This window comes from Siminovitchia sp. FSL W7-1587 (assembly GCF_037963795.1).
In the GTDB taxonomy this organism is placed as follows: domain Bacteria; phylum Bacillota; class Bacilli; order Bacillales; family Bacillaceae_C; genus Siminovitchia; species Siminovitchia thermophila.
The window spans coordinates 1,466,890-1,487,278 of the sequence record NZ_CP150169.1 but is presented as its reverse complement, the minus strand read 5'-3'; the positions used below and the strand labels follow the sequence as shown (position 1 = coordinate 1,487,278).

General features: G+C 40.7%; 18 protein-coding genes and 2 pseudogenes. 15 read left to right on the top strand and 5 right to left on the bottom strand.

All coding sequences use genetic code 11. The features are described 5' to 3' along the window. The first annotated feature begins 199 nt into the window (after positions 1–199). The 11 genes and pseudogenes from NST31_RS06865 to NST31_RS06815 all read left to right on the top strand — a co-directional run bounded on the left by NST31_RS06865 (position 200) and on the right by NST31_RS06815 (position 11,453). Positions 200–964 (top strand): IclR family transcriptional regulator, encoded by a 765-nt coding sequence (locus NST31_RS06865; protein WP_339164696.1) that lies wholly within the window; start codon positions 200–202, stop codon positions 962–964. A 58-nt stretch (positions 965–1,022) separates the two neighbouring features. Then, a complete protein-coding gene (locus NST31_RS06860; RefSeq protein ID WP_205180276.1) occupies positions 1,023–1,490 on the top strand; it encodes a RidA family protein in 468 nt (155 codons plus the stop codon). A gap of 10 nt (positions 1,491–1,500) precedes the next feature. Next, positions 1,501–2,448, top strand: a complete 948-nt coding sequence (locus tag NST31_RS06855) for a sugar kinase (RefSeq protein ID WP_339164695.1) — start codon at positions 1,501–1,503, stop codon at positions 2,446–2,448. Between the two features lie 41 nt (positions 2,449–2,489). Beyond that, the gene (locus tag NST31_RS06850; RefSeq protein WP_205180272.1) at positions 2,490–3,107 is read left to right on the top strand and encodes a bifunctional 4-hydroxy-2-oxoglutarate aldolase/2-dehydro-3-deoxy-phosphogluconate aldolase; all 618 of its coding nucleotides are present in this window, start codon (positions 2,490–2,492) and stop codon (positions 3,105–3,107) included. Between the two features lie 19 nt (positions 3,108–3,126). Continuing rightward, entirely contained in the window at positions 3,127–3,474 is a 348-nt protein-coding gene (locus tag NST31_RS06845; protein ID WP_077111284.1) for a hypothetical protein, read from the top strand. After that, entirely contained in the window at positions 3,475–4,959 is a 1,485-nt protein-coding gene (locus NST31_RS06840; RefSeq protein ID WP_077111286.1) for a sodium:solute symporter family protein, read from the top strand. A 15-nt stretch (positions 4,960–4,974) separates the two neighbouring features. Further along, positions 4,975–5,979 carry a Gfo/Idh/MocA family oxidoreductase gene (locus NST31_RS06835; RefSeq protein ID WP_077111287.1) on the top strand — a complete coding sequence of 335 codons (1,005 nt, stop codon included), beginning with the start codon at positions 4,975–4,977 and terminating at the stop codon, positions 5,977–5,979. A 22-nt stretch (positions 5,980–6,001) separates the two neighbouring features. Further along, positions 6,002–6,730, top strand: a complete 729-nt coding sequence (locus tag NST31_RS06830) for an MBL fold metallo-hydrolase (protein ID WP_077111288.1) — start codon at positions 6,002–6,004, stop codon at positions 6,728–6,730. 21 nt (positions 6,731–6,751) lie between these two features. Then, positions 6,752–7,930 carry a M20/M25/M40 family metallo-hydrolase gene (locus NST31_RS06825; RefSeq protein ID WP_339164694.1) on the top strand — a complete coding sequence of 393 codons (1,179 nt, stop codon included), beginning with the start codon at positions 6,752–6,754 and terminating at the stop codon, positions 7,928–7,930. A gap of 55 nt (positions 7,931–7,985) precedes the next feature. Continuing rightward, complete coding sequence (locus NST31_RS06820) at positions 7,986–9,086, top strand: aminotransferase class V-fold PLP-dependent enzyme (protein WP_077111290.1); 1,101 nt, start codon at positions 7,986–7,988, stop codon at positions 9,084–9,086. A 319-nt stretch (positions 9,087–9,405) separates the two neighbouring features. Then, positions 9,406–11,453: pseudogene (locus tag NST31_RS06815) on the top strand (catalase). 476 nt (positions 11,454–11,929) lie between these two features. Here NST31_RS06815 and NST31_RS06810 read toward each other — a convergent pair. Beyond that, positions 11,930–13,146 (bottom strand): annotated as a pseudogene (locus NST31_RS06810) (IS3 family transposase). Positions 13,147–13,234: 88 nt separating this feature from the next. Here NST31_RS06810 and NST31_RS06805 point away from each other — a divergent pair. Continuing rightward, positions 13,235–14,080: a DUF2357 domain-containing protein gene (locus tag NST31_RS06805; RefSeq protein ID WP_139345614.1), complete on the top strand. Its 846-nt coding sequence runs from the start codon at positions 13,235–13,237 to the stop codon at positions 14,078–14,080. A gap of 377 nt (positions 14,081–14,457) precedes the next feature. Beyond that, entirely contained in the window at positions 14,458–15,294 is an 837-nt protein-coding gene (locus NST31_RS06800; RefSeq protein WP_339164693.1) for a malate synthase, read from the top strand. A 320-nt stretch (positions 15,295–15,614) separates the two neighbouring features. On the opposite strand, the gene NST31_RS06795 is transcribed toward NST31_RS06800, so the two are convergent. From NST31_RS06795 to NST31_RS06780, 4 genes are all read right to left on the bottom strand, one after another. Beyond that, positions 15,615–16,229: a DUF2306 domain-containing protein gene (locus tag NST31_RS06795; protein WP_077111294.1), complete on the bottom strand. Its 615-nt coding sequence runs from the start codon at positions 16,227–16,229 to the stop codon at positions 15,615–15,617. Between the two features lie 24 nt (positions 16,230–16,253). Then, a complete protein-coding gene (locus NST31_RS06790; protein ID WP_339164692.1) occupies positions 16,254–16,688 on the bottom strand; it encodes a hypothetical protein in 435 nt (144 codons plus the stop codon). A 15-nt stretch (positions 16,689–16,703) separates the two neighbouring features. Next, the gene (locus NST31_RS06785; RefSeq protein WP_339164691.1) at positions 16,704–17,708 is read right to left on the bottom strand and encodes a DJ-1/PfpI family protein; all 1,005 of its coding nucleotides are present in this window, start codon (positions 17,706–17,708) and stop codon (positions 16,704–16,706) included. Positions 17,709–17,786: 78 nt separating this feature from the next. Next, positions 17,787–18,008: a hypothetical protein gene (locus tag NST31_RS06780; protein WP_339164690.1), complete on the bottom strand. Its 222-nt coding sequence runs from the start codon at positions 18,006–18,008 to the stop codon at positions 17,787–17,789. A gap of 261 nt (positions 18,009–18,269) precedes the next feature. Between NST31_RS06780 and NST31_RS06775 the strand changes: the two genes are divergently transcribed. Together NST31_RS06775 and NST31_RS06770 are read left to right on the top strand one after the other, a co-directional pair. Further along, positions 18,270–18,956, top strand: coding sequence for a response regulator transcription factor (locus tag NST31_RS06775; RefSeq protein ID WP_339164688.1), 687 nt, complete (start codon positions 18,270–18,272; stop codon positions 18,954–18,956). Position 18,957: 1 nt separating this feature from the next. Then, the gene (locus NST31_RS06770; RefSeq protein WP_339164686.1) at positions 18,958–20,277 is read left to right on the top strand and encodes a HAMP domain-containing sensor histidine kinase; all 1,320 of its coding nucleotides are present in this window, start codon (positions 18,958–18,960) and stop codon (positions 20,275–20,277) included. Positions 20,278–20,389 lie beyond the last annotated feature (112 nt).

Below are 20,389 nucleotides of genomic sequence, written 5' to 3'. Positions count from 1 at the left end.
ATCGCTCAAGTGTGGAATACTCATTTATTTGGGCAGGATGCGGCGCTTAAGCTAGATTGTGTTATGTCCGATTTCTCACATTTTTCATGTCATTGTAGAAAAAATTTTAACTATATTTATTTGACTTTTATGCTTCGCTTCGATTATAATATGAAAAAATAATAAAACAATGTTTTAATAGTTGAAAAAGGTGGATAGCTTGAATAAGTCATTACGTAATTCATCTACTGTAAGGTTGTTGCGTATTTTAGAAGAAATTGCCAAAAGTGATGATGGAATCGGTGTCACGGAATTAGCACAACGACTAGATCTAAATAAAAGTACTATTTATCGATTTTTGGCGACATTAGAAGAAGAACAATATTTGGAACAAGAGCCTGATACAAAAAAATATCATTCCGGGATTAGATTGTTTGAGCTTGCTTCACGTATCGTGAATAAAGTGGATTGGACAAAAGATATACGTCCGTTTTTGGTTGATTTAAAAGATCGTGTGAATGAAACCGTTCACCTTGGTATCATTGATGATCACGAAGTCGTTTATATTGATAAAGTAGAGTGTGAAAGATCGATTCGTATGTATTCAAAAGTCGGCAAACGGGCACCGGTTTACTGTACGGGCGTAGGCAAGGCAATTTTGGCTTTTCTTCCTGAGGAAAAAAGGAACCATATTATGAATCATATTCATTTTCATCCATTTACCAAAAACACAATTACCGATGCTGCCCATCTTAAAAAAGAAATAAAAATGATCCGGGCACAAGGATTCGCATTAGATAGAGAAGAGCATGAATTGGGTGTGAGTTGCGCAGCATCGCCTATTTTCAATTATAATGGGAAAGTGCTTGGCGGGATTAGTATTGCTGGTCCCTCTTCACGTATAGATGAAGAAAGATTATTTGATTTGGCTTTAGAGGTGAAAGAGACTGCTCAATTCATATCACGCCGTTTGGGAAGTCTCTAATTTTTTTCGCTATATATTGAAACGTTGTTTTAAATATTAAAACAAAGGGGATGTTACGATGTCACAAATTGAAAAAAAGTTAAAGGAATTAGGAATTGAATTGCCTCCGGCGCCTCAACCTGCTGCCGTTTATATACCCGCTAAAAGGTTTGGCAGTAATATGCTGTATGTATCAGGTCAAGATTGCCGTGTAAATGGAAAGCTTTTGTATGAAGGAAAAGTGGGTAAGGATTTAACAGTTCAAGAGGGGTACGAGGCTTCTAAACAAGCGATGATCAATACGTTAGCGGTGATAAAGAGCGAAATTGGCAACTTAGACAATATTAAAAGCTTTGTTAAACTATTGGGCTTTGTTAATTCGGCAGACGGGTTTGTTGAACAACCTTATGTCATCAATGGCGCGTCTGAATTTTTAGAAGAGGTCTTTGGGGAAAAAGGCAAACATGCCCGTTCCGCTTTGTCAGCGAATGAGTTGCCCTTTAATACACCAGTAGAAATTGAGACAATCGTAGAACTAGAAGAATAGGGGTTACGACATGGATGTACTGACATTTGGTGAAACAATGGTCGCTTTTACCGCATTAAATAATCGTTCAATTGTGCAACACCACGATTCGTTTGTTTCTGTCGCCGGTGCTGAAACGAATGTTTCCATCGCTTTGGCACGGCTCGGACATCGGGTTAAATGGTTTAGCAGATTGGGGGATGACCCATTTGGACGAAAAATTTTATATGAATTAAATGCCCATCAGATTGATACGAGCGGCGTTATGATTGATCCTCATTATCCGACAGGAATTATGTTTAAACAAAAAAAAGAGTTATTAGATACAGAAGTGATTTATTATCGGGACCATTCTGCTGCCACTCAATTGAGTAAAAAAGATCTCCAAAACAAGTGGGTGAAAGATGCCAAAGTTCTCCACATTACTGGTATTACGCCATCATTAAGCGCTTCTTGTAAAGAGTTGGTGATGGAAGCCATCGCGTTGGCAAAGCAACATCAAACGGTCATTAGCTTTGATCCAAACATTCGTTTGAAATTATGGAGTATAGAAGAGGCGAAAAAAGTCTTGATCCCCATTGCAAAACAGTGCGATATTTTTTTACCCGGGAAAAGTGAGATGAAGCTGCTATGTGGAGCAAAACATTTGCGGGATATCCAAGCGCAGTTGGCTGAATGGGCTATCCCGCTTACTGTGATGAAAGATGGAGCCAATGGAGCGTGGATCATACAGAAGGGCTGTCATACCTTTGTACCTCCATTTCCAGTGAGGCGTGTAGTGGATGAGATTGGTGCGGGAGATGCTTTTGCGGCGGGATTTTTACATGGTTATCTACGAGGCGAAAATCATGAAACGTCTGTAAAATTTGGTCACGCTTGTGCCGCTTTTGTGGTTAGCTCAGAAGGAGATACAAGTGGACTGCCGATGAAACATGAGTTGGAGCGCTTTTTGAATAAAGACTCGGAAACGCTTCGTTAATTGTAATAGTCGCAATAATGAGTGAAAGGATCGGTGATCAAATGTTAGCAAAAATAACAGCTTGCAAGATTGTCCCCATTTTAAGGGGGATGGAAATAGAAGATGCTTTATTTTTAGCGGGTTGTTTACAGGAAGCGGAGTTAAACATATTGGAAGTTTCACTAAACCGTCCGAATAGTTACATTGTATTAGAGAAATTGGCGAAGGAATTTGGGAAGGACATGGACATAGGTGCCGGGACCGTTTTAACGAAAAAAATGGCATGTGATGCAAGAGATTGTGGGGCCACCTTTTTTCTGGCTCCAAACGTATCAAAAGAAGTGGCCATGGCAGCGCGTGACATAGAGATCCCGTATATTCCCGGGGCATTGACGCCGACCGAAATTCAATATGCGAGTGAGTTGGGGGCAGAATTGATTAAAATTTTTCCTATTCGCCAATTAGGCGCTTCCTATATAAAAGATGTGCTGGCGTCGTTAAACAAGATTCAGTTACTGGCGGTTGGAGGTGTCGGACTTGAAAACGTGAAAGCGCTGTTTCAAGCGGGAGTAAAAGCTGTTGGCGTGGGCGGTAGTTTAGTAGAAGCCGAGTGGATTCAAAATAGAGAGAAAGAAAAAGTGTTAGAGCGATTGAAGGTATTTAAGCAAGAAGTCATATGAAATGAGGAGGGAATGATAGATGGATTTCGGAAGCGTTTTAATATTAGGTTCTGTTGTCGTGTTCGCCATTTTGCTGAGTGTCGGCCCGTACTTGGAATTAAAGGGAAAGATTTTATTTGAAAAGCAGGAAAAAGACCCGGTGTTAAAAGGGCGATTTGGCATGGGGCTAATGGTTGTCAGTTTCTTCATGTTTGTCATTGCCTTAATCTTAAGATCAGTGCTTGCCGGAAGTGTAGTGACTCCTTTTGTGATGATTGGTTATTTACTATGGATAGTCGGAGGGATTATAGCTGTCGCCCGCAACGAGTTGTTATCGTTTATGGTTTCTGAAGAGGAAAAGGAAGCGGTGAAGGGGGAGAATCGGTAAATGGATCATACGATCGCAAGCATCGATATCGTGATTATCATTTTATATGTATTGCTTACTTTATTAATCGGTTGGTGGGTTTCAAAAGGTATCTCTAGTTTTGAAGATTTTGCGGTAGCGGGGAGAACTTTTGGTCCCTTCATGTTGGCGGCCACTTTTGGTGCGACAAACTTTTCAACATGGAGTTTGGTTGGTAAGCCGGGGTTAGTTTATAATGCGGGTGTTTCTGTCAGTTGGATCGCGTTAAACGCCATGGCATGTGTACTGGCAGCTGTTGTTTTTGTGCCTATTTACAGAAAATTAAGATACAATACCATGTCGGAGATTTTTGAAGACCGTTATGATGGTCGCGTAAGAGGGTTAATAAGTGTCATTTGGATACTGGCTGATACGTTAAATCGGTATGGTGTGACGGTTTACGCTGCAGCGGTTATTTTAGGGTTGGTTTTCGGCATTCATATGAACTGGATGATATTAATCATTGCTTTAATTGTCGTGATCTATACGTATTTAGGTGGTTTGAGATCAGTCGTTATAACCGATTCCATTCAGTTTATCTTTATGTTTGCCGGCCTTTTTATCGGAGGCGCCTATATTTTTTCCCAATTAGGGGGATGGAACGGGGTCGTTCAATCTGTTCCTGGCCACTTAACGGAATGGGTTCCGTCAGCAGAGAATGCCAATGGCTGGCCTTGGATTATCGCGATGACTATTTTAGGTTTCCCTTATTTTATTACGAGCCAATTTGTGATGCAAAGAGGACTTGCCGCCAAATCAGTCAATGTGGCGAGATGGGGATTAATTTTCGCTGCGATTATTGCGATTCCAATCGCTATTTTAGAAATTTTACCGGGATTGGCGGCACACTCTATTTTATCCGAAGAATTAGTTGCCAGTCTTAACCCGGATATGGTTGGTCCGCAAGTGTATATTGAATTATTACCGGTTGGTTTATTGGGGATATTTTTTGCCGCGTTATTGTCTGCCGGCATATCAACCGCTGACTCGGCATTATGCGCATCTTCATCCTTATTCACAGAAGATTTTTATAAAAAGTGGAAACCAAAAGAAAGACCTTCACATTATTTAAAAGTGTCTCGGATCGCAACGATCATTTTAGCTATTATTGGCACGATATGGGCCATGATTGTGCCGTTTTTAGGCGGAGCGGTGGATGCCATTCTCAATGTGATAGCTGTAACCGACATGCCTATTTTTGTCATTGTTTGTTTAGCGATATTTTGGCGAAAAATGAAAGCGATGGCCGCGGTGATTTCTATTGTTGTAGGAGCTGGAAGCGGACTGCTTGTTTCTATACTGGGAGTAGGAGGGATACAAGGTCTTGCTGCCACTACAGCGACTAGTACATTCATGACGCTGATTACAGGTGTTGTGTTAAGTCTTATGATCAAACCCACGAACGAATATGAAGCAAAAGTACAACTGTTTTTTGAAAAGATGGGCAGTAAAGAAATAGAAGAATAAGCGGGAGTGATATGAGTGGTAAGGATTGCGGTGATCGGTACCGGAGCTTTCGGAGTTGAGCATATTCGTACGATACGTTCCATGAATGGAGTGGAATTATTCGGAATTTGTAATCGCAGTGAAGAGCGTTTAATGATTGTGGCGAAAGAATATGGGATTAGCAGTGAAAAAACGTATACGGATGTAACGAAGTTGTTACAAGAAAAAGCATTAGACGCGGTTGTTATCGCAACTGATGAACAGAGTCATGAACCGATCGCGCGCCAGGCTGTGGAATATGGAAAACATGTATTAATTGAAAAGCCGATTTCTACTCAAGTTGAAACAGCGGAACAGTTATTAAAGCTGGCTAAAACAAGTGATTCAATCATATTGCCGGGCCACATGCTTCGCTTTGATCCTGGTTATGCGGCCGTGAAAAATAAATTGGAAACCATTACAGGACCCATACATTCAGTCAGATTCAAACGCAATGTACCTTTTGAGCGGTTTTCATTACATGCTCGTACTCATCCGGTGTTTATGGCTCTTTCTCATGATATTGATCAATTAGTATGGTATACGAATTCAAAGCCAAAGCGATTTTTTGCCATGGAAAAAAAGATTGTGTCCGATATTGATATGCCAGGGATCTTTTTTGGCTTCATTGAAATGGAAGACGGCATGATTTGTTCCCTGGAAACACAGTGGTGCTTACCGAATGAATATGGACAATATCTCGATGTGGAATTAGAAATGATGTATGATGGCGGACATATTCGCTATCGTTTTCCGGGAGATACGCTATCTGTTATGGATCATGGGAAAATGATGAGACCAGATATCCAGCTCTCGCCATTCATACACGGTCATGTTTATGGAGCGCTGCGGAATGAGCTGGAGCATTTTGTGGAATTGATCAAGAATAAAAGCACACGTCAAGTAGTTCCAATGGAAGAAGCCGTTTTGGGCATTAAAATATGTGATGCATTGATTACGTCTGCAAAAGAACGGAGAGCAATTTCATGGGAAAATGTGTGAATTGTGTGGGAGGGACAGGAACATGCAATTAACAAAAAATGTATTTTTAGTTGGCAGTGGCGAAATCGGTTTATCTAATGAGTATGACTGCCACGTTTACCTTGTAAATGGTGATAGTGATGCCCTATTAATTGATGCAGGAGTAGGGATTGATTCCGAAAAAATTAAGGAAAATGTCCAGAAGTATGTTCCATGGGAAAAAGTTTCCCGGGTTATTTGTACACATTCGCACGCTGATCATAGCGGCGGGGCAACATTTTTTCAAAAAGAGGGGAAGGAGGTATGGTTGTCTGAGGAAGAATATAATTGGATGAATGATCAAAGGGATGAAGTGGAATGGGCGCTGCGCCTTGCTAAAAACGCAGGGGGGTATCCCGAAGATTATGTTTTTACTTATTTTGAACCGGATCATGTCATGAATGAAACAGAAATGATTTCATGTGGGGCGTTGCGGCTTCAGCCCATTTATGTGCGCGGACATAGTCCGGGGATGTATTGTTTTTTGATGAAAACAGATGAAGGCAATGTGCTCTTTGCGAGTGATTTTGTTTTTATTCACGGAGATATTGGGTTATTAAATGCTCCGGGATCTGATCTTGCCAGTTATCGTGAAGATATTAAAAAGTTAAGTGGTTTACATGTGGATGCCTTATTTTCCGGCCATCGCTTGTTTCTTTTGCAAAATGGGCAAGCTCATATTCAAAAAGCAATAGAGCAATTAAATAAAGTGATTGTTCCCTCTACATTTTAAAAAATGAAGGGATGGAGAAAAATGGACTGGAAAGAAGAGGCATTTATTTTACTGGAACAATTGGTTCGGGTTCCTAGTGTCAATCCGGAAGACCATGGCGAAACGAGTGAATTATTTGGTGAAAAAGCGGTAGGCGATAAATTGCTAGCGTATATAAAAAAGTATTTGCCTGATTTTTTCTGTTGGCAAGAGGAAGTGTTGCCTAATCGTTTTAACTGTTACGCGTCTTACAAAGCAGGGGAAGATTGTCCGACAATCCTGCTGGAAACACATTTGGATACAGTAAGCATTCAGGGCATGTCAATTGATCCGTTTACATTAAAAAGCGAGGGTGGCAGATGGTATGGGCGCGGCGCATGTGATGCCAAGGGCCAAATCGCGGCAATGGTTCTCGGTATCAGAAAAGCCATGATGGAATGTGGTGGCCAACTGCCAATCAATATTTTGTTTGCCGCAGTAGTGGATGAGGAGCACAAACATCGCGGTGTCGATTTTTTGGTGAAAAATTCTATTCATGCTGATTTGGCGATAGTCGGAGAGCCAACAGAGCTTCAATTTGCGGCGTTTCATAAAGGGAGTATACGTTTTGAAGTCAATGCATTAGGGACAAGTGTCCATTCTGCTACTCCTTGGGAAGGTGTAAATGCGATTGAGATCATGGCCGATGTCATTCAGGTATTAAAAACGGCCGCAAAAGAAACAGTTGAATATAAGACACATCCTCTTTGTGGTAAAAGTTCAATCAGTGTCACCCTCATAGCGGGTGGAGAACAGGTGAATATAATTCCCGATACATGTTCCATTCATATAGATCGACGCCTTAACCCGCAAGAAGATTGGGAAGAAGCATTCAATGAAATCAAAAATATTGTAAAACAGCATGTTACGGATTCGGTGTGGGCCAAAATTAGGTGGAATGATCCATACTTAATTGATCCGCCTTTGACGAATAACCTTACAGATAAAGCGCTTGTAAGCTTGGCGGAAATCTTGAAACAAGATAAACCAGAAGATGTTTCTTATGTCGGATTACCATTCGGATGTGATGCAAGTAAAATTCAGCCTGTTGGAATTCCAACTGTTGTATTCGGGCCGGGCAGTATTCAGCAAGCACATACCGCAGATGAATGGATAGATGAGAATTCACTGTTGCAAGCAATTGAAATATACGCGAAAATATTTCAACATCTAAAGCTGTAAAATAGAAATGTTGTTATTGAGTATAATTCCCGAATAAGAAAGAGAGTGGGAGAACATGAATAATGAAGCAATAGATCGCTTCCGGGAAGGCATTCCGATTGTAAATGAGAAGATTTATTTGGATCATGCGGCAATGTCCCCGCTTCATACTGATGTAGTTAACCGCATTCATGACTTTCATTTGGAAAGACAAAAAGATGGACCTGATTTTCCAAAATGGTGGAATCTGATAGAGGAAACGCGTTCATTAGTAGCCGAGTGGCTCCATGTACAATCAAGTGAAATAGCGTTTTTATGGAATACTTCTGCAGGAATCAACTTGGCAGCACAAGGATTTTTATTGTCTGAAGGAGATGAAGTCATTATACCAGACAAAGAATTTCCGTCGAATGTTTATCCTTGGCTTGCTTTACAACAAGAATGTGGGGTGAATGTGAAGACGGTTCCTTTTACTGATAACCGCCTGACAGTTGATCATATTATTGCATCTGTCACATCCAAAACAAAAGTGATTAGTGTAAGTTGGGTGAGTGCCACAAATGGTAATATGATAGACATTCAAAGGTTAGGAGATTTTTGCAAAGAAAATAATATTTTGTTTGTAGTAGATGCCATTCAAGGGTTTTGTAGCCGTGAGTTGGATTTGTCACAAATACACGTCGATGTGCTTGTGAGCGGGTTTTATAAATGGGCGATGGGACCCGATGGCGTTTCATTCGTCTATATAAATAAACTTACTATGAACAAGATGCGGATGCCCTGGGTTGGATGGGCTAGTATGGAAGCCCCATTTGAATATGAAAAGATTGATTTTCATTTAAGCAAGGATGCTCGGCGGTATGAAACAGGGAATATGAATTTTTCCGCCATTGCAGGAGTACACGAAACATTGAGTGTATTACTGCCCTGGAATCAATATATCAATGAGCGAGTACAAAAGTTGACGAAGCGCTTGCGCTCAGGTCTTAAAACAATTCCTCATGTAACGTTATTGTCTCCGGAAGACAGTATATCAGGCATTACTTTATTTCAAGGCGGAAACTTGGAGAATTTCGCTAAACATCATGTAATGGTCAATTATAGAAGCGGAATTAGAGTTTCGCCACATTTTTACAACACCGAAGAAGAAATTGATAGATTTTTAAATTATATGTAACGGTGGTTGGTACTATATGTAACATTCGTACTTAGAACAGGAAAATATCAAACAGTGGAGGGGGAAATCTCCGCTGTTTTTTATATGGAAAGAAAGTGTTAGATTGCATGCTAAAACTTTGTGACAAGTTCAAGAGGTGTTGATGCTTCATTTGCCAAACGCGAGCAGCCGTGATACTGCTTATAAGCTAGTTGAACAGCTTTTGGCATGGGCTAGCGCTTTTTCTTTCTGTATGAAATATCCTCCGAAATTCTCAGTTTTATCATCCGGTGTAAGGGTAGGGGATGAGTGGAGATCTTTTTTGGGGAGGTTATATAAAATGAGCAAAGACGATAAGCTGAACCACAATGAAAAAGATGAGCAATTAGAGCGGTATCGCTCTTATGACGAAGGTAAGAAATTGACGACAAACCAGGGCCTGAAAGTGTCAGAGGATGAGTTTTCACTGAAAGCGGGCAAACGGGGGCCCACTCTGATGGAGGACTTTCATTTTCGGGAAAAAATAACCCACTTCGATCATGAGCGGATCCCGGAGAGAGTGGTGCATGCGAGAGGATATGCGGCACACGGTGAGTTTGAAGTATATGAATCACTGAAAAAATATACAAAAGCTAGATTTTTACAAGAGCCCGGAAAGAAAACACCTGTATTTGTTAGATTTTCCACTGTGGCCGGGTCTCGTGGTTCGGGTGAACTGGCGAGGGATGTGCGCGGTTTTGCGACGAAATTTTATACGGAAGAAGGCAACTATGATTTGGTCGGCAACAATATACCGGTATTCTTCATTCAAGACGCCATCAAATTCCCTGACCTGATTCATGCGATCAAGCCTGAGCCGCACAATGAAATTCCGCAGGCGGCGACCGCCCATGATACTTTTTGGGACTTTGTGGCCAATAACCAGGAATCTGCCCATATGGTGATGTGGGCCATGTCCGACAGGGCGATACCGCGCAGCTTCCGCATGATGGAAGGGTTCGGTGTTCATACCTTCCGTTTTGTAAACGAGGAAGGCAAAGCTTTTTTTGTGAAATTTCATTGGAAGCCGAAGCTGGGTGTCCATTCAGTTGTATGGGACGAAGCGCAAAAATTGAATGGAAAGAACCCGGACTTTCATCGGCAGGATTTATATGAAGCAATTGAAAATGGGGACTACCCGGAATATGAGCTTGGTGTGCAGATCATAGATGAAAAAGACGAGTTTATGTTTGATTTTGATATTTTAGATCCGACTAAAATATGGCCGGAAGAAGATATCCCGGTTAAGATCGTTGGAAAAATGACGTTGAATCGGAATGTGGATAATGTTTTTGCCGAAACGGAACAAGTGGCCTTTCATCCGGGAAATGTGGTGCCGGGAATTGATTTTACAAATGATCCTCTTCTGCAAGGAAGATTGTTTTCTTATACAGATACCCAGCTCATTCGACTTGGCGGACCTAATTTTCATGAGTTGCCGATTAACCGGCCGATCTGCCCATTCCATAATAATCAAAGGGATGGATATGGGAGACAAACGATCAATGTCGGTCAGGTAAGCTACCATAAAAATGCCCTTGCGGGCAATACACCTTCAACGTCCAGCGAAGAAGAAGGAGGATATATTCACTATCAAGAAAAGGTTGAGGGCAGAAAAATCCAAGCGCGGAGTGACAGTTTCAAAGATCACTTTTCCCAGGCGATCATGTTTTGGAACAGCATGAGTGAGCCGGAAAAAGACCATATTACAAATGCTTTTAGCTTTGAATTGGGTATGTGCAAGGAAAAGACGGTCCGTCAACAAGTAGTTGATATGTTGGCAAATATTGATCTTGGATTGGCGCAAGCTGTTGCCCGCAAAATCGGTGTCCATCCACCTGACAGCTTTCAAGGGCCGACAATCACAAAGTCATCTCCCGCACTTAGTCAGGAAAATACAGTGAAACGATCGGATACCAGAAAAATGGCTGTCTTGGTTGGGGAAGGGTTTGACAAAAATCTTCCGATTATATTAGAAGCCCTACAAAAAACCGGCATCCGTCCTTTGATCATTAGTGAAGCACAAGGAATGATTAAAGGTGGAGAAGGGATTGCTTTAGAAGTGGACCATACTTTTCTGACAGTGATTCCGTGTTATTTGATTCGGTATATGTTGTCGGAGGGGCCAAAACTGGAAATTCCTTTTTACAATCCGCTTCTAATTTCATAAAGGAAGCTTATTCCCATTATAAACCTGTAGGAGCTTCATTTCATGGGAAGGAATTCATACTTGCACTGCAATTACCCAGCCACGAAGGGGTTGTTATCGGGGATGCCCCAAGTGAGTTTATAGAAGAGTTTACAAAGGCTGTTTCCGCACACCGTTTTTGGAAGAGGACCACCCATTAATCGCTACGAAATTTGCTTGATAAAGGGCTTGTTTTCTAACTTTGCTTTGAAGGATAGAGGACAGGCCTTTATTTATTCTTTTCCTAAAACTGTTTCAAGTGTGTCTATATTTTTTCATCATGCTGAAGTGATACTATGTCAACACTAAACTGCACAAAAAATGAAAGGTGCATTAACTTGTATTCATTTGGTGTAAGTTAGTTTAACGATCCATGTATACGAAAATTGTTGAACCAATGTACAAAATCAAAAAGTGGAATGTCATCACTAAACTGAACAATTATTATAAGGAACATAGACCTGTTTAAGATATTGAATATCTGAAGCTCTAATGAAAAATAGTGCGTGCAGTTTGTCGCTTGACTGGGAGCCTCTGCGGGCAGGATAACGAGCCAGGAAGCCAGATATTTAAGGGAATCTGGCTCAGCCGCCAAAGCTATATGCCCGCCGCTCCAAGTAAAGCGCGCGGGTTACTGCTAAATAGCACATACTCCAGCCTGGTGCTTGCGTTTATATTCACTGGGTGTTAAATAGCCAAGTGATTCATGGATCCGAATATGATTAAACCAATTCACATAATCAAATAGTTCCAGATCCAGTTCCTGTTGGCTGGAAAAAACGGCGCCATTAACGAACTCTGTTTTGATTGTCTTAAACATCGCTTCCGCAACGGCATTTTCATAGGGCGTTCCTTTTGCGCTCAGGGAACGCTCGATGTCAAAGGCCTCAAGAGCTTCATCGATCAGCTTATTTTGAAACTCAATGCCCCGATCGGTATAGAAAATTCTAGGTGATTTAGACTGTAGGGAATTGATGCAAAGGCACGCTGAACTAAGGCGGCAGTTTTCTCGGGATGGCACTGTAGCCAATGATTTCACGATTATACAAATCTACCAAAACACAGATGTAATGCCATTTCTGTCTGACACGGACGTAAGTCAGATCACTGACAACGACCTTTAACTCCTTGTCCTGATTAAACTCTCGATGAGCACGTTTCCAACCTCCGATTCATTGACTGAAGTTTTTCGGGGGTTAAACTGGGCCACGGTATACTTAGAGACAATGTCCCTGCTCTTTCATAATGCGCCCAATACGACGACGTGACACCAGCCAGCCCTTCTTTTGAAGCTCAATCTTTATTTTTCTCTGTTCGTAGTTATTTCTGCTTGATTTGAATATGTCTTTGATTAGCCTTGCCAGTTCCTCTTCTTCCTGGCCATCTTTGATTTTGGCTTCATCATAATACATACTTCTAGGGATTTGCAGGACGTGGCACATTGCACCTGCGGTTACTCGGTGCAGTAAAAACATGTGCTGATACCGAGTATTTGTGAGCGTTATTTCGAATCACATCTACTTTCGTCCCATGATCAGCGCGGCTTGCTTTTTAGTAAGACTTAGCATTTCATATGCTTAGTCGCAATTATACCTTTAGGTGCAAATGTCATTCTCCATTGCAAGCCTTTGGTTTTCTTTACGTAGCTTAATCAGTTCTTCCTGTTCAGGCGTTCGGTTATCTTTCTCTTCAAAAAGAGCCAGTCATATTGTATTAACACACCCATTTATCAAAGGAAGAAGGTGTTAGATCATACTCCCTGATGATTTCGGTTCGTGGCTTGCCAGTTGCATACAGCTGTACGATTTGTTCTTTAAATTCTTTTGAAAAAGTTCTTCTTTGCCTTTTAGTCATTCTCGATTCTCCTCCGACTAAATTGAATCAAGTCTATATGACCTTAATAAATCTGTCCAACTAAGTGTAGCCGATTCAAAACCGCTTTGTGAAGTGGATGATGGAGCGGCTTGTATATCAGTTGCTAGATCTGAAGAAGAGAGTATTGAGACCGAGCGGTCTCTATGATATGCCAGTGGATGAGGTGCTTATTGGCAGAATTGACCGCAAATTGTTTCAGTTGAAGAGCTATTTGAAAAAGCCGTTTTGGAAACGTATGAGTCCGATCAGGAAAAGCTTATTGAATATGGTCATGCAGATGAAACCCGGGTACCGTGACGCTTTTCGAATGTATTTGATCATCAATCGGGGGCTGGCTCTACAAGGCGAGTTGTTAAAAATGTCCGTCAAGGATGTGGCGACTTTGTATGAGTACTGGACCTATCTCAAAGTGGGGCAGATTTTACGGAAGAAATATGAAGCAGTTGATCAAAGTGTCCTTCAGGTAAGGCAGGGGCATCTGTTTGTGGATCTGATGCAGAATAAGCGAGCGAAGCAGGTGTTCAGGCATCCCCAGACAAAGGAGAAAATCACTTTGTCTTTCCAGAAAAGAGCGGGGAACCTTCCTACTGTTCCACAAAAACCTGATATCATGTTGGAGATTGAGAAAAAGGGCAAGATGTATTCGTATGATTATATCTTTGATGCAAAGTACCGTATCGATTTTTTCCGGGAAGATCCTGGACCACTGGAGGAAGATATTAATACGATGCATCGTTATCGTGATGCCCATGTAGTCAAGCAGGAAGGACCTTACGAGCGTTTCGCTTTTGGCGCTTATGTTCTGTTCCCTTGGCAGGATGAAGATAATTATGAGAAGCATCCATTTTACCAGAGTATCAAAAAGCTGATATTGGTGCTTTGTCCTTTTTACTGGTTCTTTCAAGCTTGTTGAACAGTTGATCGACCGGTTAGTGGAGAGCAACCCAGAGGAACTGCAGGAAGGAAGTGGGAATCCTGCCGTGTATGTGTTCTCACAAGATTTTAGGAGAAATGCCAAACGGTCACATTTACATTAAAAAAATAATTATTATACGATAAAAAATTACCATTGTCAATAATAAATTTGCATTAATTTAGATTATATGATATGATATTCTATAGTTAGAATAGTTTTGAGACAGCATTTGATCATCGTCCTCAACTTCTTCTAGACAGAGTTTGAGTACGATTTTTTAATTTGAAACTTATTTTCGTTCCATTCAAGCAGGCTAATTAGAAATAATAGGTGTCAATAAATACCTGAATATTTTATATAAGGAGAGTGGGTTAGTGAATTTAATTAATGAAGAAGTAACTCATAAAGTCTTTGGTGAAGGAAATATCGTGGATCATGATGAATCTGTCATCACCATTGATTTTAATGAGGATATAAAAAAATTTGTTTACCCTGATGCTTTTGGAAAATTTATTACACTAAATGACCGGAATGTTGCAGAAGCTTTGAAGAAAGTCCTTTTGAAAAGGGAAATGGAAGAAGCACTTGAAAGGAAACGTGAAGAAGAGAAAGAACGACAGGCGTCTGAACAGCAGCGTAGGGAAAAGCTGAAGAACCCTAGAGTTTATGAAAGCTCACAAATTGTTTTCTGGCTGGACGAAGAAGAGAAACAAAGAGTATTTACCGATTGGCAAGTATCTACTGGCAAGATTCAAAGCGGAAAAAATAAAGGTCAGCTAAACAGAGTAGCTCGTTTGCGTCCAAACAGCGCAGGCCTTCTGACTGCAAGAGAGTCGGATCAACCAGAAACAAAAAGACGGATTCTCGGTCTCTACATGGTAAATGAAACGTTTTCTGGCAATCTTAGCGAAGATGGGATGGTCCCGTCCCATGCAGAATTTAGAATCGAGCTCACGGATCAAGAAGCAGAGAAGATGCTTTTCTGGAATTATTATGTCAATAAGAACTATCCTCATCGAACTACATGGAATTCTGGTAAATTTCGTTATTTTGATAATGTTTGGACCGCTCAAATCTTAAAAGATATCATTGAATTAAAAACGGATGAAGTGCAAATCAAAGAAGCTAAAAACTTTCTGGAATACTTCTGTCAAATGAATGCGCTTGACATGGAAAACATCCCAGAGGCGAACGGAGCTTTAAAGCAATAATAATCAGATGGCATACAGAGACGGTTCGCATGATCTGAAAACATCTGTCAAATAACTTCCTTTCCCAAGCTTTCCCTCTGTTTAGGAAATGATTAAACTTTTGTGTTGTTTGAACATCTCTATTCCAAAACTTGGATTCTGCAAAATAGGGCGCCATCAGTATTCCCGATAAGCGCCCGATTGTTGAAGACGTTATTGAACTAAACCCCCCGTTAGCTTAGTAGCAAATGATTACAACCTTCTGATTAAGCCTTTTACCTCATGTGAAAATGTATATACACAAAGGGAAAGGAATCCCAACGAAAATGACAAGTCGATTTTTATGAGAATGTTTTTTTTCTAATGATGAATTCAGCTATAAGTAGATTAAGTGTCCAGCATAACCAGACAGCTATCGTATAGGCATTTCCATAGGAAAAATTCATCGCGTTATGGGCAATGGCTACGATTATATAAATAGTCATATTCGCAAAGGAAAGAAAGAAACTTCGAATGATCCATTGACTATGTAAGGTTACTTTTTGTCTCTTGATATACCAATAACCAAGGATAGTTGTTCCGAGCCATAATGTATTTAAAATAAGAAACCCTATTGTGCTTGGCCATCCCCCGGTTGCAAAGAAAGAGACATAGACTCCGGGAATGAAATTTAAAATGATAGACAAGACATACAATCGGCCATTCCAACGGTGGAACTTGATAGATTTTACTCGTATTCTTTTAATAACGCCTAACGGGCCCGTGAGAAGCGAAATAATAGCCAGCGAAATATGAATGCGAATCATGAATATCCATAGGGATTGATCTGTTAGAATCAGATCTTTTCTAGAAATAAATTTTTCGAAAGTAGGATCAATCATAAAATTCTTTGAAAATGTATGTAATACCCACATGATTGGGAGGATTAAAACGATTATTCCAATGCTTTTTTTCATCAGGTCTATTCCTCCATTGAATGTTTAGGAAAACAAGCTGCGATTTGTCATCATAAAGATAGAAGCAATGATGAGTAAAAATGTGATCCAGCTGTACCATTTTAACTTTGATACATGTTCTAATAATTTCTTCTCAGGGTTCTCTGCAAAAATGATCCTTTTTATGTTTTTATGCATCATTCCTATCAGGCCACCAATAAGGATTACCAGCAGGATTGCAATCCCTATCCATAAGATAGAAGGATAGGATGAATGCGCAACGACCATCCAAGCCCCTGAAATCATTAAAGAAACTAATGCATAATGACTTGCTCGAGTAAAGCTCAAAGTTGTTTTAAGTGCTGTCTTTAATTCATTACTCGTGCGAGAAAAAAAGCTATTCATGACTAAAGGGAGAGCTAGCAAGCTTCCCAAAAATAAAGCACTAACTACATGAAAAAATACAATAATTGAATACACCGTTCCCACTCCATTTTAAGAAATACGATGTCCAGTTAATTTAGATGAGGGAAGCATTCCAGCTTTTGCTTCACCATACATCTTGTTTCCAACTATAGTAACGATAAATTTTAAAGTTAGACGCATGGGCTTAGTCACTTTCATGGACCACTTTAATTGATTCCCTTCAAGTACAGGTTTGTCCAAAGTGACAATTTCTTCTCCTTGCTTTGCAGTTCCTACTATTTGTCCATTTTTAGAAGTTAAATCTAATAAAACGGAAAGGTTTCCTATAGGAGTGGAAATGGTAGTATCCCATTTCCCTTGAAAATTAACATTCTGATTAGCTTGGTAAGAGGAATGATCCCTTGTCGCTTCAATTGGATTTTCTTGTTGGCTTTCTTTAGGTGCATTTCCTTCAGCTTTCCAAACCGTACCCCTCCGTTCATACTCAAATAATTGTTCCACAGCAAGTGCTATCCGAGGACCTAATTCTCGTTCAACTAAGTAAAGGGCAACATCGAGCCCTGAAGTAACGCCACCGCCAGTAACAAGATCGCCATCATCTACGATACGGGCATTAACTGGAATAGCGTTGGTAGCACTCAAAAGACCCATTCCCATATGATGCGTTACTGCATGGCGCCCCTCTAATAAACCATCCATTGCTAAAATGAGAGAACCCCCACAAACTGTGGAAAGTAAAATATCGGCTTTCTTCATTGCTTCTCGTAGTAGATTGCTTAATTCAGTTTCAGCGGCTTTTTTTAATTTTACTGGAATGGAATCTGGCCCATTATCATGAATGGTACCAGATGCTCCCGGAACAAGAATGATCCCTTTACGGGATAAATCAAATGTACCAGTTGCTTGGAGTTTTAACCGATTAATTCCACTTGTTACCATTCCCGCACCATCAGCGGACACAAGCTCTACTGTTATCTCCTCATTGGAGAGCATGGCAGCAGAGGAAAATACTTCATAAGGTGCAATGGCATCTAATAAATCAAATCCATCAAATAAAACAATTTGAACATGCATACATATTACCTCCATTTTAAGATCAGGCGAAACCATCCGGTCTAATGAATTGAGATTCTGTGACGCTTGAGGTTTTACTTATTTTGTAAGAAGATCTTTCAACCTTTGATATTCCGCCTCGTCAAGTTCTCCCTTGGCTAACCGGCTTTGAAGAATCGAGGTGATGTTTCGGTCTTCTTGTTTGGAAGCACGATAACGGTATCGAATTTCAAATATTCGAACCGCGGCAAAACAGAAAAGGACAAGGCAAAACAATGCACCGAATGGAAAGAATGCGAAACTGTCATTTCCGAAATCCATTTGAAAATCCTCCTTTCAGTAGTTAAAGAGTGGGCGAAACATTGCACTCAGTTTGTAGTGGATATTCGCCGATCGTTCACAATGAAAGAATAACCTTTAAGTATCACAAACGATGGTGCAAAAAAGTCACAAAACAATCACAATCCATTATCAAACCTATAACTTTCCTTGTTCCTTATGGAAAAAATGATAGACTAAATATGAAATTTGATTGATAGGTTATTATCCCGGGAGAGTCATCGGAGGAAAGGTGGGATTTGCATGAAGGAATTACAGACGATTCTAGTCGTGGACGATGACAAAAGCATTGCCGAACTATTGAGGGACTTCTTAGAGAATGACGGTTTTCATGTGGAAACTGCATATGATGCTATTCAGGCACTGGCAGTGCTGAAACAAGGTACAATTCATTGCATCATACTTGACATTATGATGCCAGGAATGAATGGTTTCGAGTTATGTCGACAGATTCGTTCGGAAAGCAACGTACCTATCCTTTTCTTGAGTGCTCGCAGCGATGATGTAGATAAGATTCGCGGTCTGGCACTTGGAGGAGATGATTATATAGTTAAAACCGCATCACCGGGTGAGATTGTTGCCAGAGTGAAGGCTGTATTACGACGCTCCAGTTCTCACCAAGAATTGAAGAGGAGGGTCTTGGAATATGGACGTCTTACGCTGGATTTGTCCACAAGAGAAGTATTTGTAGGAGGGCGATCCATCTCACTCACACCGAAAGAGTATGATTTACTGCTATTGTTTGCCGAACATCCAAAATATGTTTTTTCGTATGACCAATTACTTGAAAAGTTTTGGAGTGGAATTGGCGACAAACATACCATTCGCGTCCATTTAAGCCGACTTCGTGAGAAAATTGAAGCCGATCCGAATGATCCACAATTCGTAGTCAATGTATGGGGCATCGGCTATCGTTTTAAAGGTGAATAAAATGAAAACAATTCGCATTCGCAAGTTTACCATACTCAGCTTATTTCTTATTCTCACTCTGCCATGGTTATTCTATGTAGCCGCGCATTTTATGGAAACGAAAACTGTCAGGTTAGGAATGGATGATTCTCAAAAAGAGAATTTGGAAGCAACGATTCACTTGATCGAGACAAACACCGATAAGTGGACAGACCCCGCTTGGCAAGAACAATTGAGCAGACAATTAGAGAAAATAAATATGGATGTATCGATTCTATCCGACTCTAATCAGGAGATTTTCCGAACGAATTCCGAACGGGAGCCCTCCTTTACGCGGGCAGAACATTTTTCGATCATTCAGGATGATCAAGTACTTGGACGGGTTGCTATGTATCAAGCAAATTCAAAAGTAACTCAAATGATTGCGGCATTCGTTGGTCTAATATCGGCTTTTTTTATTGTCGGATATGCCATTCGAAAATATATTCTCATACCTCTGGAGAAAACGAGCCAATGTGCTCGGCAGATTGCAGAAGGAGATTTGGATGTCCAGTTACCTTCATCCAGGATCACAGAAATCGCTGAGGTTCATGACGGATTTAAAGTGATGGTAGATGGTCTAAATGAATCTTTTCAAAAACAAGTGGAATTAGAAGATGAACGGCGGTTTGTGATTTCTGCTGTTGCCCATGATTTACGGACACCGTTATTCGCCTTACGGGGTTATTTGGACGGCCTAGAGAAAGGCATTGCCGATTCGCCGGATAAAATGGCAAAATATTTGGCGGTTTGTAAGGAAAAGTCAGCGCAATTGGACCGACTTGTAGAGGAACTTTTTACATTTACAAAGACAGAATATGTAGATGTGGAACTGAAAGAAAACACGGTCGATCTTCCACTTGTGTTACAGAAGTCGATTGACAGCCTGAATCCTTTAGCTCGGAAAAAGCACATCTCGATTCTCGTGGATCATTTTGGGGACGATTGCGTAATCATGGGCGATTCGCATTTGCTGGAGCGAGCCATGAACAATTTATTGGATAATGCGGTCAGACATACACCATGCTACGGTAAAGTTTTTGTCCAATGCTTTAACGATGGTAACAAAGTGATCTTTACTGTTCGGGATACAGGGGAGGGTTTCTCCTCGAAGGACCTCCAACGAGTATTTGAACCTTTATATCGTGGGGAAGCATCGAGAAATCGTTCAACCGGGGGCGTGGGGTTAGGATTGACTATTTCGAAAAAAATCATTAGGCGACATGGAGGTGACCTAGTGGTGGTAGATAACCATTCAGACGGTGGTGCACTCCTGAGAGGTTGGATCCCCTCCCATGGCTAAAAATCCTCTGTTTAAATGCTTGAAAGCCTATAGAGAACCTTGTTAATTGACTTCTTCTGACTATGGGTTCTTACTTAGAAAAATTTCAGCTTTACCATATGACAATAGCTCC